The sequence below is a fragment of the Massilia oculi genome, from assembly GCF_017582745.1.
GTDB lineage: Bacteria > Pseudomonadota > Gammaproteobacteria > Burkholderiales > Burkholderiaceae_D > Telluria > Telluria oculi_A.
Genome location: NZ_JAFVIM010000021.1, coordinates 1 through 16416, shown reverse-complemented (window position 1 = coordinate 16416; position 16416 = coordinate 1). Strand labels below are relative to the sequence as shown.

The following is a 16416-nucleotide window of genomic DNA, read 5'->3' as shown; positions in this document are numbered from 1 at the left end:
CCTGTCATCCTAGCCTGTTTTCGCACGGTGCGCCTCTCGGATGCCACGACACGTGCAGCCGATCGCTATCGTTGCCCACCAACAACGAACGTTTCGTTCAAGTAAATTTCTAACCGCCGGTCACTCGACTTCGCGAACCGGCTCCGATACAGTCTCCACACTCGGAATTGCCGTCATCCCGAGGCCCCTCTCGCCTCCGGCCACTCACATCACATGGTTCAGCAACATACCACGCGCCTGTCCGCCGCGTTCGCTACGTGCGCGCTCGCTTTCCTGTCCTTCCACGCCAGCGGCGCCGAAGCGCCGGGCGAGCCAGCCGCGCCCGCGCCCGTCCTGAAGCTGTCCGGCTTCGGCACGCTCGGTGCAGTGCATTCGGACTCGCGCAGCGCGGACTTCACCGCCTCGGTGCTGCGCGCCGATGGCGCCGGCCATACGCGGGCCTGGAGCGCCGACGTCGACAGCCGCCTCGGCGCCCAGCTCGACCTCGATCTTGGCGCCTGGTCGGGCGTGCTGCAGGTGGTCAGCGAGCAGCGGCTGGACGGCAGCTATGCGCCCCAGCTCGAATGGGCCAACGTGAAATACCAGCTCACGCCCGACCTGGCCGTGCGCGCCGGCCGCATCGCCCTGCCCGTCTTCCTCGGCGCCGAATCGCGCAAGGTCGGCTACACGATTCCCTGGGTGCGCACGCCGGTCGAGGTCTACGGTTCGCTGCCGATTTCCAGCAGCGACGGCCTCGACGCCACCTGGCGCTGGAGCACGGGCTCGGTGCTGCATGCCACCCAGGTATTCGCCGGCCGCACCAACCAGGACCTGCACAACGGGCTGCGCATCAAGGCCGAGGACATCGTCGGCCTGTCGCACAGCATCGAGCGCGGCGCCGTCAGCGCGCGCCTGTCGGCCGCCAGCGGACGCCTGAACACCGCCATCGGCGAAGAACTGTTCGCCGTCCTGCGCGGCTTCGGGCCGGCCGGCGACGTGCTGGCCGACCGCTACGAGATCAGGAACAAGCGCGTCTCCATGGTCAGCATCGGCATGAGCGTCGATCCGGGCGACTGGTTCGTCACGGCCGAGTGCGGGCGCACCCGCACCGATTCGCTGCTGGGCGACGGCACCTCGATGTACGTCGGCGCCGGCCTGCGCCGCGGGGCGCTGACGCCCTACGCCGCTTATGCCCAGGTGCGCGCCGACGTCCCGACCCGCGATCCCGGCCTGCCGCTGGAAGGCCTGCCGCCGCCGCTGGCCGCGGCGGCCGGCCGGATCAACGCCGGCCTGAATGGCTTCCTGGCGACGATCCCGGTGCAGTCCACCTGGAGCGCCGGCCTGCGCTGGGATGCGGCGACCAATGTCGCGCTCAAGCTGCAGCTCGATCGAGTGCGTCCGCGCGGCGGCTCGCGCGGCACCCTGATCAACAACCAGCCCGACCTGCGTCCCGACCACGCGGTGCACGTGGGCAGCGTCGCCCTGGACTTCGTGTTCTGATGCGCGCGCTCTCCCGTTCCTTGCCATCCTTGCGACGCATGCCCGCCACCCTCGCCCTCGTCCTCGGCCTGGCCGCCGCCAACGCGTCGGCCGAGCTAGTGGTGGTGGTCTCCAGCCGCAGCCCGGTAGCGGCCATCAATGCCGATCAGGTGGCGGCGATCTTCCTCGGCCATGCCAGCCGTTTCCCGGACGGCAGCCAGGCGGTCGCCGTCGACCAGCAGCTCGGCGCGCCGCAACGCGACAGCTTCTACCGCGAACTCACCGGCAAGACACCGGCCCTGCTCAAGGCCCATTGGTCGAAGATGGTGTTCACCGGCCGCGGCCAGCCGCCGCGCGAAGCCAATGGCGATGCCGGCGTGCGCCGCCTGGTGGCCGAGAATCCGGCGATGATCGGCTATATCGAGCGCGATGCGCTCGACGCCTCGGTGCGCGCGGTGCTGGTGCTGCCGTGAGGACGCGATGAACACGCTCGCATCCACCGCCACGCCGGCCGCGCCGCCCCCAGCCCGGGCGCGCCGCGTGCCCGCGCGTTGGCTCGCCCTCGCGCTCGAGACCCACATCGCGCTGCCGCTGTTCGCCCTGGTCCTGCTGGGCGCCATCTGGTTCGGCACCCTGCACGTGATCGAGGCCGAGCGCCGCGCCGCGGCGGCCGCCGCGCGCGACGCCACCCACGAGCTGCTCGACACCTACGAGGCCCAGATGGCGCGTAGCCTGAGCAACATCGACCAGACCCTGCGCGTGCTGAAATACGCGGTCCAGCAGAACGGCCCCTCCGGCGCGCTGCCCGCACTGGCGGCCAAGGGACTGCTGCCGCCCGGCCTGGTGTTCCAGGTCGAGATCACTGACAGCCATGGACGCGTGGTGGCCAGCAATCCGGATGTCGGACCGCGCGACCTGTCCGGCGCCAGCTATTTTGAGTTCCACCGCCACATCCGGCACGACCTGCCCTACGTGAGCCAGGCCATCGTCGATCACCAGGCCGCCGAGCCGCATCTGCATTTCTCGCGCCGCATCGACGACGCCGCCGGCCGCTTCGCCGGGGTGGCGATCGTCGCGGTCGACCCGGCCTACTTCACCAGCTCCTACGAACGCTCGCGCCAGGGCGAGCGGGGCCTGCTCGGCCTGGTCGGCCTGGACGGCGTGGTGCGCGCGCTGCGCATCGGCGAACAGGTCTCCTGGGGCCAGTCGTATATCCCCGGTCCCACCGACATGGTCGGCCTGCGCGCCTGCCGCATCGATGGCGAGACGCGCTACACCACCAGCCGGCCGCTGGGCGGCTTCCCGCTGCTGGCGGTGGCCGGACTGTCGGAAAGCGAACAGATGGCCCGATTCAACCAGCAGCGGCGCGCCTGGCTGCTGGGCGCGAGCGCCGGCAGCGCGCTGCTGCTGGCGGTGGTGATCCTGGTCAGCGCCTGGTCCTGGCAGCTGGCCAAGGCGCGCCGGCGCGAGCGCCAGGCACAGGAGACCTATGCCGCGGCGTCGGAAGCCAGCCCCGACGCCTTCTTCGTCCTGCGCAGCATCATGAACCAGCAGGGAGGCGTAGCCGACTTCACCATCGTCACCACCAACAGCCGCGCCGAACAGCTCACCAGCCTGCGCAAGGAGCAGCTCGCCGGCCAGCGCATGTCGGTGATGCTGCCCGGAGCCTTCAACGCCGGCATCTTCGCCGACCTGGCGGCGGTGGCGCTGGGTGGAGTCACGCACGAAACCGAATGGCTGGCGCGCGCGCTGCCGCAGGGCGAGCGCTGGCTGTACCGCCAGGCGGTCGCGGTCGAGGATGGCGTGGTGGTGATCGTGCGCGACATCACCGAACGCAAGCTGGCCGAAGGGCGCATCCGCCACCTGGCCCATCATGACGACCTGACCGGCCTGCCCAACCGCAGCCTGCTGCGCGAGCGCCTGGACGAGGCGATCGCGACTGCCGCCCGCGACGGCGGCGCGGTGGGCCTGGCCTTCATCGACCTCGATGGCTTCAAGCTGGTCAACGACGCCCTCGGCCACAACGCCGGCGACGCCCTGCTAAAGGTGGTCGGCGCGCGCATGGCGCGCTGCCTGCGCGCGGGCGACACGCTGGCGCGCTTCGGCGGCGACGAATTCGTGATCCTCTTGCCCGCCCTGTCGGGCGAGCCGGGATCGGTCGCGCCGCTGCTGGAACAGGTGCGCGAGGCGGTCACCGAGCCGGTGCTGGTCGAGGGCCAGGAAGTGCAGGTCAGCTGCAGCATCGGCGTGACCTTCTATCCGCGCGACGGCATCGACGCCAGCGCCCTCATGATGCACGCCGACGTCGCCATGTACCGGGCCAAGGAGCTGGGCAACGACAACGTCCAGTTCTACGCCAGCGAGATGAACGCCAGCATCGACGAGAAGCTGGTGCTGCTGGAGGGCTTGCGCGCAGCCCTGGACAGCTGCGTGGACGATGACGCAGGCCCCTGCCAGTTCGAGCTGCTGTACCAGCCCAAGGTCGACCTGCGATCGGGCCGCCTGTTCGGCGTCGAGGCGCTGATCCGCTGGCACCATCCGGAACAGGGCCTGGTCTCGCCCGAGCGTTTCATCGGCCTGGCCGAAGAGAGCGGCCTGATCGTCCCGATCGGCGAATGGGTGCTGCGCACCGCCTGCGCCCAGAGCGTCGCCTGGCGCGCCGCCGGCCTGCCGCCGGTCAGCATGTCGGTCAACGTCTCGGCGCGCCAGTTCGAGGACAAGCGCCTGGTCGAGCGCATCGCCGACGCCCTGCGCGCCAGCGGCCTGGCGCCCGAAGGCCTCGAGGTCGAGGTGACCGAGAGCCTGATCATGCGCGACCTGGGCCGCTCGGTGGACAAGATGCGCGAGCTGAAGGCCATGGGCGTGTCGCTCTCGATCGACGATTTCGGCACCGGCTACTCCAGCCTGTCGGCACTGAAGTCATTCCCGATCAGCCGCCTCAAGATCGACAAGTCCTTCGTCGCGGACCTGGCCGACCGCGCCGACGACCAGGCGATCGCGCTGGCCGTGATCTCGCTCGGTCACAAGCTGAACCTGCGCGTGATCGCCGAGGGCGTCGAGACCGAGCAGCAGCGCGCCTTCCTGCGCGCCAACGACTGCGACGAGATGCAGGGCTATCTGTTCAGCCGCCCGCTGCCCGCCCAGGCGCTGGCGCGCCTGCTGGCCGACAACCAGGGGGACCTGGCGTGAGTCCGGTGCGCGACACCACCAGCGTCCTGCTCGGCGCCGAACCGACCCTGCGGCGCATGCTCAATTACTGGATCGCCACCGCCTTGCTCTACCTGGCCGGCATCCTGCTGCTGGCCTGCCAGGTGGCGGCAGGCCACACGCCGCGCGCGCCGGCCCTGGCGCTGGCCATCGCCGCCGCCGGCGGCACGCTGGCCTTCTATGTCCTGATCCGCTTCAGCGCGGCGCTGGGCCTGGCGCCCGGCGTGCTGGCCATGCTGCAGTCGCTGTTCGCGATCGGCTGCGGCATGGCGGGGTATGCGATCTCTGGGCCGATGCGCGCCGCACTGCTGTGCATGACGGTGGTGATCGTCGCCTTCTGCGCCATTGCCCTGCGCCCGCGCCAGACCATGTTCCTGTCCGCCGTCGCCCTGGGCGGCATGGGCGCCGTCATGTGGTGGCTGCAGGCGGGCGATCCGCTGCGCCACCCGCCGGCGGTGGAAGCGATGAACTTCGGCTACCTGGCGGCGGCGCTGCTGTCCACCGCCCTGCTGTCGAGCGAGATGACCAAGCTGCGCCGGCGCATGAAGCGCAAGAAGCAGGAACTGGAAAAAGCCCTCGAGACCATCCGCACCCTGGCCACGATCGACGAACTGACGGCGCTGGCCAACCGCCGCCACATGAACGAGCTCCTGAGCGCCGAGGAGCGGCGCCAGCCGCCCGGCGCGGGCAGCTGCGTGGCCCTGCTCGACATCGATTTCTTCAAGCAGGTCAACGACCGCCACGGCCACGCGCTGGGCGACGCCGTGCTGCGCGAGTTCGCCAGCGCCGCACGCGGCGCGCTGCGCGCGCACGACACGCTGGCGCGCTGGGGCGGCGAGGAATTCCTGCTGCTGTTGCCGGACGCTGCGCCGCACGATGCGCGCCAGGTGCTCGAGCGCATGGCCGATCACGTGCACGCATTGCAGGTCGAAGGACTCGATCCCGCGCGCCGCATCAGCTTTTCGGCCGGCCTGGCCGAGCGGCGCCCGGGCGAGCCCTTCACCGAGGCGATCAGCCGCGCCGACAAGGCGCTGTACCGGGCCAAGGCGTCCGGACGCGACCGGATCGAGGTCGCCTGAAGCCGCGCTGAAAAACGGGCTAGAATCGGGGGCATGCACCCCGACCTGTCCGCCATTGCCGCCTATGTCATGCCCGAGGTGCCCCTGCGCGCCTCCGACGTCGGCTTCCTGTTCGGCACCCGCCACGGCATCGAGGAATTCTGCCTCGCCGCCCGCGATCTGTGGGAGCGCGGCATGTTCCGCGTGCTGCTGGTGTCGGGCGGCGTCACGCGCGGCGATCCACGGCCAGAGGCCGAGGTGATCGGCGCGCGCCTGGTCGAACTGGGAATGCCGCCGTCAGCCCTGGTGCTGGAAACGGCGGCCACCAATACGGGAGAGAACGTGATCCTCGGCCGCACCGCGCTGGCCGCGCGGATGGAGATGACGGACGTAGGCAGCGTGCTGGCAATCGGCAAGGCCTGCGCCATGCGGCGCTACCTGATGACGCTCGAGCGCCACTGGCCGGGACTGGCGCTGTCCGGCTGCCCGGTCAACTACTTCGGCGTGGCCCGCGATTGCTGGCACGAGCACCCGGAATTCCGTGCCCGCGTGCTGGCCGAGTACGAAAAAATCCCCGGCTATCTCGAACGCGGCTTCCTCAGCGAGCTGGCCGGTTACGGGGATTACCCGCGCAGCCCCTTCGCCTCGGCATTGGCCTCGACCGCCGCCTGAACGGCGGGCGTCGGCGCCGCCGCGCGCAGGCGCCGGATCAACTCGACCGGATCGCTCTCGGCCAGCATCAAGCCCTCGTGCTCGGGCCGCACGAAGCCTTCTTCCACCTGGTGGCGCACGAAGGCGCGCAGGCCGTCGTAGAAACCGTTCACGTTGAGCAGGCCGATCGGCTTGGCATGGATGCCCAGCTGTGCCCACGTCACCATCTCGAACAGCTCTTCCAGCGTGCCCATCCCACCCGGCATGGCGATGAAGCCTTCCGACAGGTCCGACATCATCGCCTTGCGCTCGTGCATGTCCTTGACGACGAACAGGCGGGTCAGGCCGGCGTGGCCGACCTCGCGCTCGACCAGCGCGCGCGGGATGACGCCGGTGGCTTCGCCGCCGAGGCGCAGCACCTCGTCGGCGATCACGCCCATCAGGCCGACCTTGCCGCCGCCATAGACCAGGGCGATATTGTGCTCGACCATGGCGCGAGCGAGGGCGCGCGCGGCGTCGGCATACAGGGGGTTGGCGCCGTGCGCGGCGCCGCAATAGACGGCCAGGGTTTTCATCGTGTCAGCCTCAGAAGAAGTCGGCGCCCGGCTTGGCGTCGGCCGACAGTTTTTGGAGATAGTCGTCGGACAGCTTTTCGAACAGCACCCGGGTCTCGCCGCGCAGGTAGGGGCCGACCATCGACAGCACCTGGTAGCAGCCGCGCGCCAGCGCGTCGGCGATGGCCTGCTGCTCGCTGTACTTGCGCGGGTTGCGCACGTATTCGAACGACAGCCAGTAGGTCGCCACCACCACCATATTGGTCGCCATGGCGCCGATCTGCTGGTCGGACGCCTCGAGCGAGCCTTCGCTGCGCAGGTCTTCGCACAGCTGGCGCGCGACTTTGATCTTGTGGGCGTGGATGGCCTTGAAGTGCAGTTCGAGCTTGCGGTTGCGCGACAGCAGGTCGTTCAGGTCGCGGTAGAAGAAGCGGTAGCGCCAGATCAGCTTGAACATATGGTGCAGGTACAGCCACACGTCTTCCATGTTCGAGCGGCGCCCGGCCGGCACCGTCAGGATGCGCTCGATCTCCGCCTCGAACTGGACGAAGATCGAATTGACGATGTCGTCCTTGTTGCGGAAATGGTAATACAGATTGCCGGGCGAGATATTCATCTCCTCGGCAATGACGGTCGTCGTGATATTGGGCTCGCCGAATTCGTTGAACAGCCTGAGCGACAGCTCGAGGATGCGTTCACGGGTGCGGCGCGGGGCTTTTTGTTGCATGTAGGCCGAAGTTAATAGTGCATTCCCGCAAGGATAACATCGAACGGTCGTTCGATGAATCTTTCGATCGGCCCGAATGCATCGCCCCCGTTCAGGCGGCGGCGCGCTGGCTCTGCAGGCGGAAGGCCTCGTCGATCCGTTCGCGAAGGGTGCGTGCGCCCAGTGGCTTGACGTAGTGGTCGTCGGCCACGCCGCTGGCGATCGCCGCCTCGATCTCGGTGAGGTCGGGCTGGCCGGACAGCATCAGGCGCACGGTCTTGGGATAACGCTCGGCGGCGCGCGCCAGCACTTCGGTGCCGCGCATGCCTGGCATGGCCTGGTCGCACAGGATCACCTCGACCGCTTCGTGGTCGAGCACTTCCAGAGCCTCTTCGCCCGAGCAGGCGCTGAGCACGCGGTAGGGTTGGCCCACCAGCATGTCGTTCAGTACGCCCAGCATGAAGCGGTCGTCGTCGACCAGCAGCAGCGTGCGTTCTTCCGGCGCGGCGCCGGGTTGTGGCGCGGGCGCGGGCTGGGGCGCGGGCGCGCTCGCGGCAAGCGGAGTAACCGCGGGGGCGGCAGCCAGGAAGGCTTCGAGTTCGGCGACGAAGCTCTCGGGCTCGATCGGCTTGCTGATGTAGCCATCGAAGCCGGCGGCCAGCACCTTCTCCCGGTCGCCCGCCATCGCCAGCGCGGTCACGGCCAGGATCGGCACGCCGGCCAGCTGTGGCTCGGTCTTGAGCGCGGCCAGCACCGCGAAGCCATCCATGCCGGGCAGGTTGACGTCGCAGGCGATCAGGTCGGGGCGCTCGCTGCGCGCGGCGGCCACGCCGCGCGGGCCGTCGGCGGCCGACAGCGGCGTGTGGCCATAGGCGCCGAGCAGGAACGACATCAGCTCGATGTTCGCTGGGTTGTCTTCGATGATGAGGATACGGGCCACGATGGCGCTCCGGGAATGCGATGTTGTCATCACTGTACCACGCGGCGACGGCGCCGTGAGTCAGTGATGATGGTGCGCTGCGGCAGGCGCCACACGGTCGCTGCGCAAGGCCTCGATCTCGCCCATGACCATGGCCAGTACGCGCGGGTTGCGGCCGAGCGCCACGTGGCCCACGCCGCCCAGCGCCAGGTTGCGTGCGCCCGGCAGTTCGCTCGAGGTCTGCGGCGCGATGATGTTGTCGTGGTGGCTGTAGATCGAGACGATCCGCGCACGTACTTCGGGCGCTTCGCCGCTCGCGAGCGCGCTGAGCCACGCGCATTCGGGCCCGGCCACGCCCATGCGCCGCATCTGGCCCGCATTGATGCCGAGCCCGAACGCGGCCAGGCAGGTGCCATGGTGCGGCGTGCCGAGCGTGATCAGGCGCGCCACCCGCTGTGCGCCGTGGATGCGCATCCAGGCGCGCGCCGCCAGCCCGCCCATGCTGTGCGCGACCACGGTCAAGCGCGCCGCGCCGGCCTGCGCGCACAGCCGCTGCGCCGCTTCCTCGATGCGCGCGGCATAGCCGTCGATGTCGCCGGTCAGCGGTTCCAGGTCGAGCGTGGCGTGGCTGATACGCGCCGCGTCCAGCAGCGGCGCCAGATGGGCCCAGTAGCCGCTGTTGCAGCCGTAGCCGTGCACCAGCAGCACCGGCGGCGCCGCCGAACCAGGATGGATGCGGCTGCGCGCCCGCGCGCGCGGCATGTGCCAGGAGGTGGTCAGCATGCTGGTGCTGAACTCTTCCCAATACATTTTCACGGCGGCGCCCGGCCCGATCCGGAATTCGGGCGGCGTCGGGCTGGCGGCGCGCGCCGCCAGCAGGAAGTTATTGGCATTGATAAGCAGGCGCACCAGCGCCACGCTGCCAAGCCCCAGCGCGGCGGCCTGCCAGCCGCTCAGCCCGAGCCAGCGCACCCCGGCCGCGCCGATGCCGAGCGCCGCCAGCGCCTGCACCAGCAGGATCCATCGCAGCAGGTTGCGCGAGCTCATGCCAGCGCCGCCGCCGGGCGGCCCGTCAGGTTTGCCGCCAGGCCGCTCGCCAGGCGCGCCGTGATGGCGTAGATGGTCAGCTGCGGATTGGCGCCGAGCGAGGTCGGGAACAGCGAGCCGTCATGCACCGACACGTTCGCCAGTCCCCGGTAACGGCCGGCGGGATCGACCACGCCGCGGCGCTCGTCGCCGCTCATGGCGCAGCCGCCCATCGCATGGGCCGAGACCACGCGCGTGACGTGGGCGCGCTGCGGCAGGGCCGCGATCTCGCGCCGCGCCTCGGCCCACGAACGGTAGCGCTGGGCCTTCTCGTGCGCCGGCTGCACGGTGCGGGCGCCGGCCGCGAACTGGATCTCGGCCATCGAGAGCAGCGCGCGCCGCGCGCCATCCCACAGGTAATCGTTCAGTTCGTAATCGAGCTCGCCGCTGCCGTCGCTACGCAGGCGCACGACGCCGCCCGGCGAGTCTTCATGGAAGCCGTCGCGCAGCAGCGCCAGCATGCCGCCCAGGTGGGCGAAGTCGCGCATCGCGGCCGCATGCTGTTCGCCAAAGCCGCTCATCATGGTGGCCGCCAGCAGCGGATGCACGGGCGGCGTCTCGATCTTGTAGCCCATCGGGCCGTCGATCGGGCCCTGCGACAGGAAGTGGTCGGAATACACGCTCTGCGGCGCCCCGGCCCAGCCCTCGACCCGCTTCTCGTAAAATCCGGCCGAGATCAGGGTCGGGTGCAGGAAGGTGCGCTTGCCGAGCTGTCCGCTGGGATCGGGCGCCTCCGAGCGCAGCAGCAGCGCCGGGGTGTTGATGGCGCCGCCCGCGACCACGAAGTGGCGCGCGCGCAGGCGCAGCTGGCGCCCGTTCGGCAGCACGCCATCGGCGCCGAGCGCGCTGCAGACCAGTTCCTCGGCCTGCTGGCCGCGCAGGCGGAGGCGCTCGGCGCGCGCCCGCGTAATGAGGGTGGCGCCATTGTCGAGCGCCGCCGGGATGCTGGTCACCAGCATCGACTGCTTGGCATTGGTCGGGCAACCCATGCCGCAGTAGCCCAGGTTCCAGCAGCCCTGCACGTTGCGGCGAATGGCGGCGCTCGAAATGCCGAGTCTTGCCGCGCCGCGGCGCAGGATGGCGTTGTTCTCGTTCGGACCGACCAGCCAGTCGACCACGCCGGTGCGGCGCTCGGCCATGGCGAACCATGGCGCCAGCTCGTCGTTCGATGCGAATGCCAGGCCGTGGTGGCGGCGCCACCAGTCCAGCGTCGGCTGCGGCGTGCGGAAGCTCGAGGTCCAGTTGACCGGGGTCGATCCGCCGACGGCGCGGCCCTGCAGGATGTTGATCGCCTTGTCCGCCGTCTTGCGCGCGGCCGATTCCTGGTACAGCTGCGGGTAGGCGTCGGCCTCGCGCATCTGAAAATCGCGCGAGGATTTCAGGGGGCCCTCTTCCACCACGATCACCGACAGGCCGGACCTGGCCAGGATCTCGGCGCTGATGGCGCCGCCGGCGCCGCTCCCGACAATGACGACGTCGGCTTCCAGGGTGCGGTCGTGCTCGATCGTCGAGGCGTCGATCGTGCGCCAGCCGCGTTGCAGGCCGGCCTCGATCGGATCGGGAATGCGGGCCGTCATGCCGGCACCCGTGGCGGTCCGGGATAGCCGATCGCCTCCCAGCTGGCCGGCTGGGCATACCAGGCGCCCAGCACCAGGTCGTGCAGCGCGCCATAGGCGCTGCGCATCATGGCGAAGCGGTGCACGCGCCACTCCTGCAGGAAGGCGCTCACATGGGCGATGTCGGCGCTCTCCCAGCCGGTAGGCACGCCGGTGAGCAGGCGCCGCGCCGGCCGCAGGGCCAGCAGGCCGAACAAATCCTGCACTTCTTCCTGCGTGGCCGGCGGCAGGCCGCGGATGGCGGCTTCGACGGCGTCGATGGCGGCGCCCAGCTGGCGCTGGCGGCGGCCCGGGTCGTGGGCCAGCGCGCCGTCCAAAATGGCCGGCGCGATCGCATGCAGGGCGGCGCGCGCCTCGCCGTCGAGCGCGAAGTCGTGCGGTGCTTGCGTGTGCGTGGCGCGGTACCAGGCGCCGCCGGCGCCCAGCGCCAGCGCGGCCAGGCCGCCGACGGCCAGGAAGGTGCGGCGCGAGGTGCGGCCTGACGTGCTGCGTGAGGTGTTGCTTGAATTCGCCATGTCCTTAGTGTACGCCATGCGGCCGTACGGACAGGGTGCAATACGGCTCAGCGCGGCGGCCGCTCCTTCAGGATCGCGCTCGCGATGCCGCGCAGGATGTTGACTTCTTCGGTCTCGAGGCCGGTGCGCGCGAACAGGCGCTTCAGACGCGGCATCAGCTTCTTGGGGTTGTCGGCGTTCAGGAAGCCGATCGCGACCAGCGCCTGTTCGAGGTGGGCATACATGCCGTCGACCTGGGTCCTGCTTGCCGCCTCGCCGTGGAAGCCTACGCCACGCGCATCGATGCCGTCGCCCACCGCGGCCATGCGCGCCTCGTAGGCCAGCACCTGGGCCGCCTGCGACAGGTTGAGCGACGAATAGTCCGGGTTGGCCGGGATGTTGATCAGGACGTTGCAGCTTTCGACGATCCCGTTCGGCAGGCCGACCCGCTCGTTGCCGAACACGATGGCCGGGCGCAGGTCCTGCTGGCTGCCGGCATGAAGAGCGAAGACGCGTGGGGTCCAGACCGGCGGCGAGAATTCACGCAGTCGGGCCGAGACGGCGGCGGCGAAGTTGCAGCCGTCCAGCGCCTCGTTGATGTCGGCGACGATGCGGGCCTGGCCCAGCACGTCGATGGCGCCGCTGGCGAAGGCCACCGCTTCCGGATCGGTCAGCGGGTTCTCGCACTTGGGGGCGACCAGCACCAGGTCGCTGAAGCCCATGGTCTTCATGGCGCGCGCGACCGAGCCGACGTTGCCGGCGCGGCTGGTCTCGACCAGCACGAAGCGGAGGCGTTTGAAAAGAGAAGTGTCGGTTTGGGTCGGGTTCATTTACAATAGCGACCATCGCGCAGTGCGGACGGTTTTTTGTGATCACGGGAACAAGCCCGCGATTGTAGCCGTTTCGGCACTGCCCTGCTCTTTAATCACTCTTCAATAGCTGATCGTTCACGACGCCCCAAGGTGCGTGAGTGGGCGTTCGCGTTTTTCACGGAAAAGCCTCCATGCACCCAATGCTCAACACGGCCATCAAGGCCGCCCGCCGCGCCGCCACCGTCATCAACCGTGCGTCCTTCGATATCGATCGCATCGTCGTCTCTGAGAAGCAACACAACGATTTCGTCACCGACGTCGACCAGGCGGCGGAACAGGCGATCGTCGAAACCCTGCTCAAGGCCTATCCGACCCACGCCATCCTGGCGGAAGAAAGCGGCGCATCCGGCAACCTGAACGACGAGAGTGAATTCGTGTGGATCATCGACCCGATCGATGGCACCACCAACTTCCTGCACGGCTATCCCAATTACTGCATCTCGATCGCGCTCAAGCAGCGCGGCGTGATCACCAACGGCCTGGTCTACGACCCGGTCCGCAACGACCTGTTTACCGCGACCAAGGGCGCCGGCGCCTACCTCAACGACAAGCGCATCCGCGTGCGCGGCACCGAGCGCATCGGCCGCGCCCTGCTGTCGGCCGGCCATGGTCCCGATCCACGCGCGCTGGCCGAATACCTGCGCATGTACGAAGTGGTCGCTTCGCGCAGCCACGGCGTGCGCAGCGGCGGCTCGGCGGCGCTGGAACTGGCGAACGTCGCGGCCGGCCGCATCGACGGCTATTTCGAAAAAGGCCTGAAGGTCTGGGATATCGCGGCCGGCGCCCTGCTCGTGACCGAGGCGGGCGGCATCGTCGGCGAATTCAATGGCGAGTCCGAATACCTGAACAAGGGCGACGTGATCGCCGCCGGCCCGAAGGTTTTCGGCGCGCTGGTCCCGCTGCTTTCGCCTTTCGCGTAAAATACTGGCCGTACTAGTCGGGCCACTGGCAGGCTGCGCTTGCCAGTGGCCCGTTTGCTTTTCCAGGCGTCTTACAAAGCATTACATAGTAATGGCGCAAAAACTTTCTATAGTGAAACTAACTTCATTATAATTCTTGCTAGTCGCCTTGCGCGGCAGCGTCCGGGTGAGCGCTTGACTGCGCGCCCGCATCAACCCGATTCCAGGACTTGCCGCCACTGTGGCGACGGGCCGTTTTTTACTGAAAAATCTATGTCATTCTCTTCACTTGGTCTCTCTGACGCGATCGTGCGCGCGGTGACCGAACAAGGTTATACCGCCCCGACGCCGATCCAGAGCCAGGCCATTCCGGCCGTCCTGAATGGCGGCGACCTGCTGGCCGGCGCCCAGACCGGCACCGGCAAGACCGCCGGCTTCACCCTGCCGATCCTGCACCGCTTATCAAACGACGCGGTGGGCGCCGCCCAGCGCAACAAGACCGCGCCGCGCGCCATCCGCGCGCTGGTGCTGACCCCGACCCGCGAGCTCGCGGCCCAGGTCGAGGAAAGCGTGCGCCTGTACGGCAAGTACACGAACCTGAATTCGGCCGTGATCTTCGGCGGCGTCGGCATCAACCCGCAGATCAAGCTGCTCAAGCACGGCGTCGACATCCTGGTCGCCACCCCGGGCCGCCTGCTGGACCACGCGGGCCAGGGCACCGTGGACCTGTCGAAAATCGAGATCCTGATCCTGGACGAGGCCGACCGCATGCTGGACATGGGCTTCATCCACGACATCCGTAAAGTGCTGGCCCTGCTGCCGCCAAAGCGCCAGAACCTACTGTTCTCGGCCACCTTCTCGGACGACATCAAGGCGCTGGCCGACCGCCTGCTGAACAATCCGCAATCGATCGAGGTGGCACGCCGCAACTCGACCGTGGAAGTGATCGCGCAAAAAATCCACCCGGTGGACCGCGACAAGAAGCACCCGATGCTGGCGCACCTGATCAAGTCGAACAACTGGCACCAGGTGCTGGTGTTTACGCGCACCAAGCATGGCGCCAATAAACTGGTGGAACAGCTGGGCAAGGACGGCATCGGCGCGATGGCGATCCACGGCAACAAGAGCCAGTCGGCGCGCACCAAGGCGCTGTCGGAATTCAAGGATGGCAGCCTGCAAGTGCTGGTGGCCACCGACATCGCGGCGCGCGGCATCGACATCGACCAGCTGCCGCACGTGGTGAACTACGACCTGCCGAACGTGCCGGAAGACTATGTCCACCGTATCGGCCGTACCGGCCGTGCGGGCGCGACGGGCGAGGCGGTGTCGCTGGTCTGCGTGGACGAGCACCAGATGCTGAAGGACATCGAAAAGCTGATCAAGCAAACGCTGCCGCGCGCAGTGATCCCCGGCTTCGAGCCCGACCTGAACGCCAAGCCGCAACCGATCCAGCTGCGTAGCGGCGCGCCAGGCCACTCGAACCGCGGCGGCCGTCCAGGCGGCGGCCGTGGCCACGTCGGTGGTGGTGGTGGCGGCAAACCGCGCCCCCCCGGCACCGGCGCCCCCGCCGCCGCGAAGCGCCACAGCGGCCCCCGCCCCGCCTCCGCCGTCCGCCGCGACCGCTAATCCCACCGAGGGTCAGAGTCGAATTATTGGGAAAGATTGTCACACCACCCAATTCACCGACTTTACCCTCAGCTTGTTTCAGCCAAGTTATTACCCAACAATTAGGGTCAGAGTCGAATTAAGTGACAACTTTCGAATGTTGTCATTTAATTTGACTCTGACCCTAATTAATTTATTCTCTCCGCTCTATTGAATTGCCCGCTCTTCGGGAATATCGATTCATTGCACCAATTTTTCCGCCAGTTTTCTTCAAAGCCCTATTTCCACATCATTTTTAGCCCCCAAAATAATTAGGGTCAGAGTCGAATTATTGGCCAACGACCATAGTTCAACTTAGTAATGGAAACGTATCGAGGCCGGCATTCCGTTAGTAACTTACTCAACAATTAGGGTCAGAGTTGAATTGTTTGACAACTTTAAAAGTTGTCATTTAATTTTACTCTGACCCTCATTGTGTGTGGTGGGGTGGGATTACGAGGGGGAATTGATAATTGGCAAGGTGGGGCGGTGGGGGTTTGGAAGAATGGGGCTTTGGGGCTGGCGGGCGGGGGGGATCGCGATGCTGCGTCGACTTGCGGTGGGGCTGGTGGTGGGGCTTGGCGTGCTGCTTGGCGGCTGCGCTTCGCAGGGGTCGGTCAGCTTGCAGGAGGTGCGCGAATTCGCGGATGCCTCGGCCAAGCTGGGTGGGTATGCGGAATTGTCGCGGCGGTATCGTGACACCTACGAGCGCGAGCAGCCTTATCTGTCGCCGCAGGCCGAACGCATCGCGCGCGAGAACGATGTGCGGCGGCGCGCTGTTTACGACGATTTCGTCGCCATCCAGAAGACGCTGGTCCTGTATATGCAAACGCTCAGCCTGCTCGCGGGCGAGGGGCGCTACGATTTGTCGGAGCGCATCGATGACCTTGGCAATGGGCTCAAGGCGAATGCGGAATCCGGCTTGCAGCAGCGGCATGTGGCGGCGTATACGGGGATGACACGGCTGCTCACGCGCGTGATCGCCTCGGGTTACCAGAACCGCAGCGTCGAAACCATGGTGCGCGACGGCGATGCGGATGTGCAGGTGCTGCTCGATGCCATGATCTCGCTCACCCGACTCTATTACAAGACCAACGAGAATGAGAAGAAGACCGTGCTCGGCATCTTCGATGGGCTTTGTTGCACAAATCGGCCCATCAGCGGCCGAGGCGCAGCACGGGTAAACTGACGGCATGATTGCTCCCGTAAAGCTGAAGTACCGAACGACCAACTGGAAAGACTACAACGCGGC

General features: G+C 67.9%; 15 protein-coding genes. 8 read left to right on the top strand and 7 right to left on the bottom strand.

Annotated features, from left to right (window positions below; genetic code table 11):
• Positions 1 to 213: 213 nt before the first annotated feature.
• The 5 genes from J3U95_RS21010 to J3U95_RS20990 are packed head-to-tail and all read left to right on the top strand — an operon-like array spanning position 214 to position 6395.
• Positions 214 to 1479 carry a hypothetical protein gene (locus tag J3U95_RS21010; RefSeq protein WP_208280602.1) on the top strand — a complete coding sequence of 422 codons (1266 nt, stop codon included), beginning with the start codon at positions 214 to 216 and terminating at the stop codon, positions 1477 to 1479.
• 38 nt (positions 1480 to 1517) lie between these two features.
• Positions 1518 to 1931 (top strand): phosphate ABC transporter substrate-binding protein, encoded by a 414-nt coding sequence (locus J3U95_RS21005; RefSeq protein ID WP_229520002.1) that lies wholly within the window; start codon positions 1518 to 1520, stop codon positions 1929 to 1931.
• 7 nt (positions 1932 to 1938) lie between these two features.
• Positions 1939 to 4647: a bifunctional diguanylate cyclase/phosphodiesterase gene (locus J3U95_RS21000; RefSeq protein WP_208280600.1), complete on the top strand. Its 2709-nt coding sequence runs from the start codon at positions 1939 to 1941 to the stop codon at positions 4645 to 4647.
• Positions 4644 to 5744: a diguanylate cyclase gene (locus tag J3U95_RS20995; RefSeq protein ID WP_208280599.1), complete on the top strand. Its 1101-nt coding sequence runs from the start codon at positions 4644 to 4646 to the stop codon at positions 5742 to 5744. The genes J3U95_RS21000 and J3U95_RS20995 overlap by 4 nt, the downstream gene beginning before the upstream one ends.
• A 33-nt stretch (positions 5745 to 5777) precedes the next feature.
• Positions 5778 to 6395 carry a YdcF family protein gene (locus tag J3U95_RS20990; RefSeq protein WP_208280598.1) on the top strand — a complete coding sequence of 206 codons (618 nt, stop codon included), beginning with the start codon at positions 5778 to 5780 and terminating at the stop codon, positions 6393 to 6395.
• Here the strand turns inward: J3U95_RS20990 and J3U95_RS20985 are convergent.
• The 7 genes from J3U95_RS20985 to J3U95_RS20955 form a co-directional block, all read right to left on the bottom strand.
• Entirely contained in the window at positions 6347 to 6949 is a 603-nt protein-coding gene (locus tag J3U95_RS20985) for an LOG family protein (RefSeq protein ID WP_208280597.1), read from the bottom strand. The two genes, J3U95_RS20990 and J3U95_RS20985, sit on opposite strands and share 49 nt — an antisense overlap.
• 10 nt (positions 6950 to 6959) lie before the next feature.
• Entirely contained in the window at positions 6960 to 7655 is a 696-nt protein-coding gene (locus tag J3U95_RS20980; protein ID WP_208280596.1) for a TetR/AcrR family transcriptional regulator, read from the bottom strand.
• A gap of 91 nt (positions 7656 to 7746) precedes the next feature.
• Positions 7747 to 8574 carry a response regulator gene (locus tag J3U95_RS20975; RefSeq protein WP_208280595.1) on the bottom strand — a complete coding sequence of 276 codons (828 nt, stop codon included), beginning with the start codon at positions 8572 to 8574 and terminating at the stop codon, positions 7747 to 7749.
• A gap of 60 nt (positions 8575 to 8634) precedes the next feature.
• Positions 8635 to 9600: an esterase/lipase family protein gene (locus J3U95_RS20970; RefSeq protein WP_208280594.1), complete on the bottom strand. Its 966-nt coding sequence runs from the start codon at positions 9598 to 9600 to the stop codon at positions 8635 to 8637.
• Positions 9597 to 11216: a GMC family oxidoreductase gene (locus tag J3U95_RS20965; protein ID WP_208280593.1), complete on the bottom strand. Its 1620-nt coding sequence runs from the start codon at positions 11214 to 11216 to the stop codon at positions 9597 to 9599. Before J3U95_RS20965 ends, J3U95_RS20970 begins: the two co-directional genes overlap by 4 nt.
• Positions 11213 to 11770 carry a hypothetical protein gene (locus tag J3U95_RS20960; protein ID WP_208280592.1) on the bottom strand — a complete coding sequence of 186 codons (558 nt, stop codon included), beginning with the start codon at positions 11768 to 11770 and terminating at the stop codon, positions 11213 to 11215. Before J3U95_RS20960 ends, J3U95_RS20965 begins: the two co-directional genes overlap by 4 nt.
• 47 nt (positions 11771 to 11817) lie before the next feature.
• The gene (locus J3U95_RS20955; protein WP_208280591.1) at positions 11818 to 12579 is read right to left on the bottom strand and encodes an RNA methyltransferase; all 762 of its coding nucleotides are present in this window, start codon (positions 12577 to 12579) and stop codon (positions 11818 to 11820) included.
• A gap of 182 nt (positions 12580 to 12761) precedes the next feature.
• Here J3U95_RS20955 and J3U95_RS20950 point away from each other — a divergent pair, with 182 nt between their 5' ends.
• From J3U95_RS20950 to J3U95_RS20940, 3 genes are all read left to right on the top strand, one after another.
• Positions 12762 to 13541 carry an inositol monophosphatase family protein gene (locus tag J3U95_RS20950; protein WP_040777633.1) on the top strand — a complete coding sequence of 260 codons (780 nt, stop codon included), beginning with the start codon at positions 12762 to 12764 and terminating at the stop codon, positions 13539 to 13541.
• 252 nt (positions 13542 to 13793) lie between these two features.
• Positions 13794 to 15146, top strand: a complete 1353-nt coding sequence (locus tag J3U95_RS20945) for a DEAD/DEAH box helicase (RefSeq protein ID WP_208280590.1) — start codon at positions 13794 to 13796, stop codon at positions 15144 to 15146.
• Between the two features lie 559 nt (positions 15147 to 15705).
• Positions 15706 to 16353, top strand: coding sequence for a hypothetical protein (locus J3U95_RS20940; protein WP_229520001.1), 648 nt, complete (start codon positions 15706 to 15708; stop codon positions 16351 to 16353).
• Positions 16354 to 16416 lie beyond the last annotated feature (63 nt).

What these genes read in the sequence shown, in the direction of transcription:
- J3U95_RS20955 (WP_208280591.1), bottom strand. Translation starts at nt 12,579, where the DNA reads ATGAACCCGACCCAAACCGACACTTCTCTTTTCAAACGCCTCCGCTTC.
- J3U95_RS20985 (WP_208280597.1), bottom strand. Translation starts at nt 6,949, where the DNA reads ATGAAAACCCTGGCCGTCTATTGCGGCGCCGCGCACGGCGCCAACCCC.
- J3U95_RS21000 (WP_208280600.1), top strand. Translation starts at nt 1,939, where the DNA reads ATGAACACGCTCGCATCCACCGCCACGCCGGCCGCGCCGCCCCCAGCC.
- J3U95_RS20965 (WP_208280593.1), bottom strand. Translation starts at nt 11,216, where the DNA reads ATGACGGCCCGCATTCCCGATCCGATCGAGGCCGGCCTGCAACGCGGC.
- J3U95_RS20940 (WP_229520001.1), top strand. Translation starts at nt 15,706, where the DNA reads ATGCTGCGTCGACTTGCGGTGGGGCTGGTGGTGGGGCTTGGCGTGCTG.
- J3U95_RS20970 (WP_208280594.1), bottom strand. Translation starts at nt 9,600, where the DNA reads ATGAGCTCGCGCAACCTGCTGCGATGGATCCTGCTGGTGCAGGCGCTG.
- J3U95_RS21005 (WP_229520002.1), top strand. Translation starts at nt 1,518, where the DNA reads ATGCCCGCCACCCTCGCCCTCGTCCTCGGCCTGGCCGCCGCCAACGCG.
- J3U95_RS20980 (WP_208280596.1), bottom strand. Translation starts at nt 7,655, where the DNA reads ATGCAACAAAAAGCCCCGCGCCGCACCCGTGAACGCATCCTCGAGCTG.
- J3U95_RS20960 (WP_208280592.1), bottom strand. Translation starts at nt 11,770, where the DNA reads ATGGCGAATTCAAGCAACACCTCACGCAGCACGTCAGGCCGCACCTCG.
- J3U95_RS20990 (WP_208280598.1), top strand. Translation starts at nt 5,778, where the DNA reads ATGCACCCCGACCTGTCCGCCATTGCCGCCTATGTCATGCCCGAGGTG.
- J3U95_RS20950 (WP_040777633.1), top strand. Translation starts at nt 12,762, where the DNA reads ATGCTCAACACGGCCATCAAGGCCGCCCGCCGCGCCGCCACCGTCATC.
- J3U95_RS21010 (WP_208280602.1), top strand. Translation starts at nt 214, where the DNA reads ATGGTTCAGCAACATACCACGCGCCTGTCCGCCGCGTTCGCTACGTGC.
- J3U95_RS20945 (WP_208280590.1), top strand. Translation starts at nt 13,794, where the DNA reads ATGTCATTCTCTTCACTTGGTCTCTCTGACGCGATCGTGCGCGCGGTG.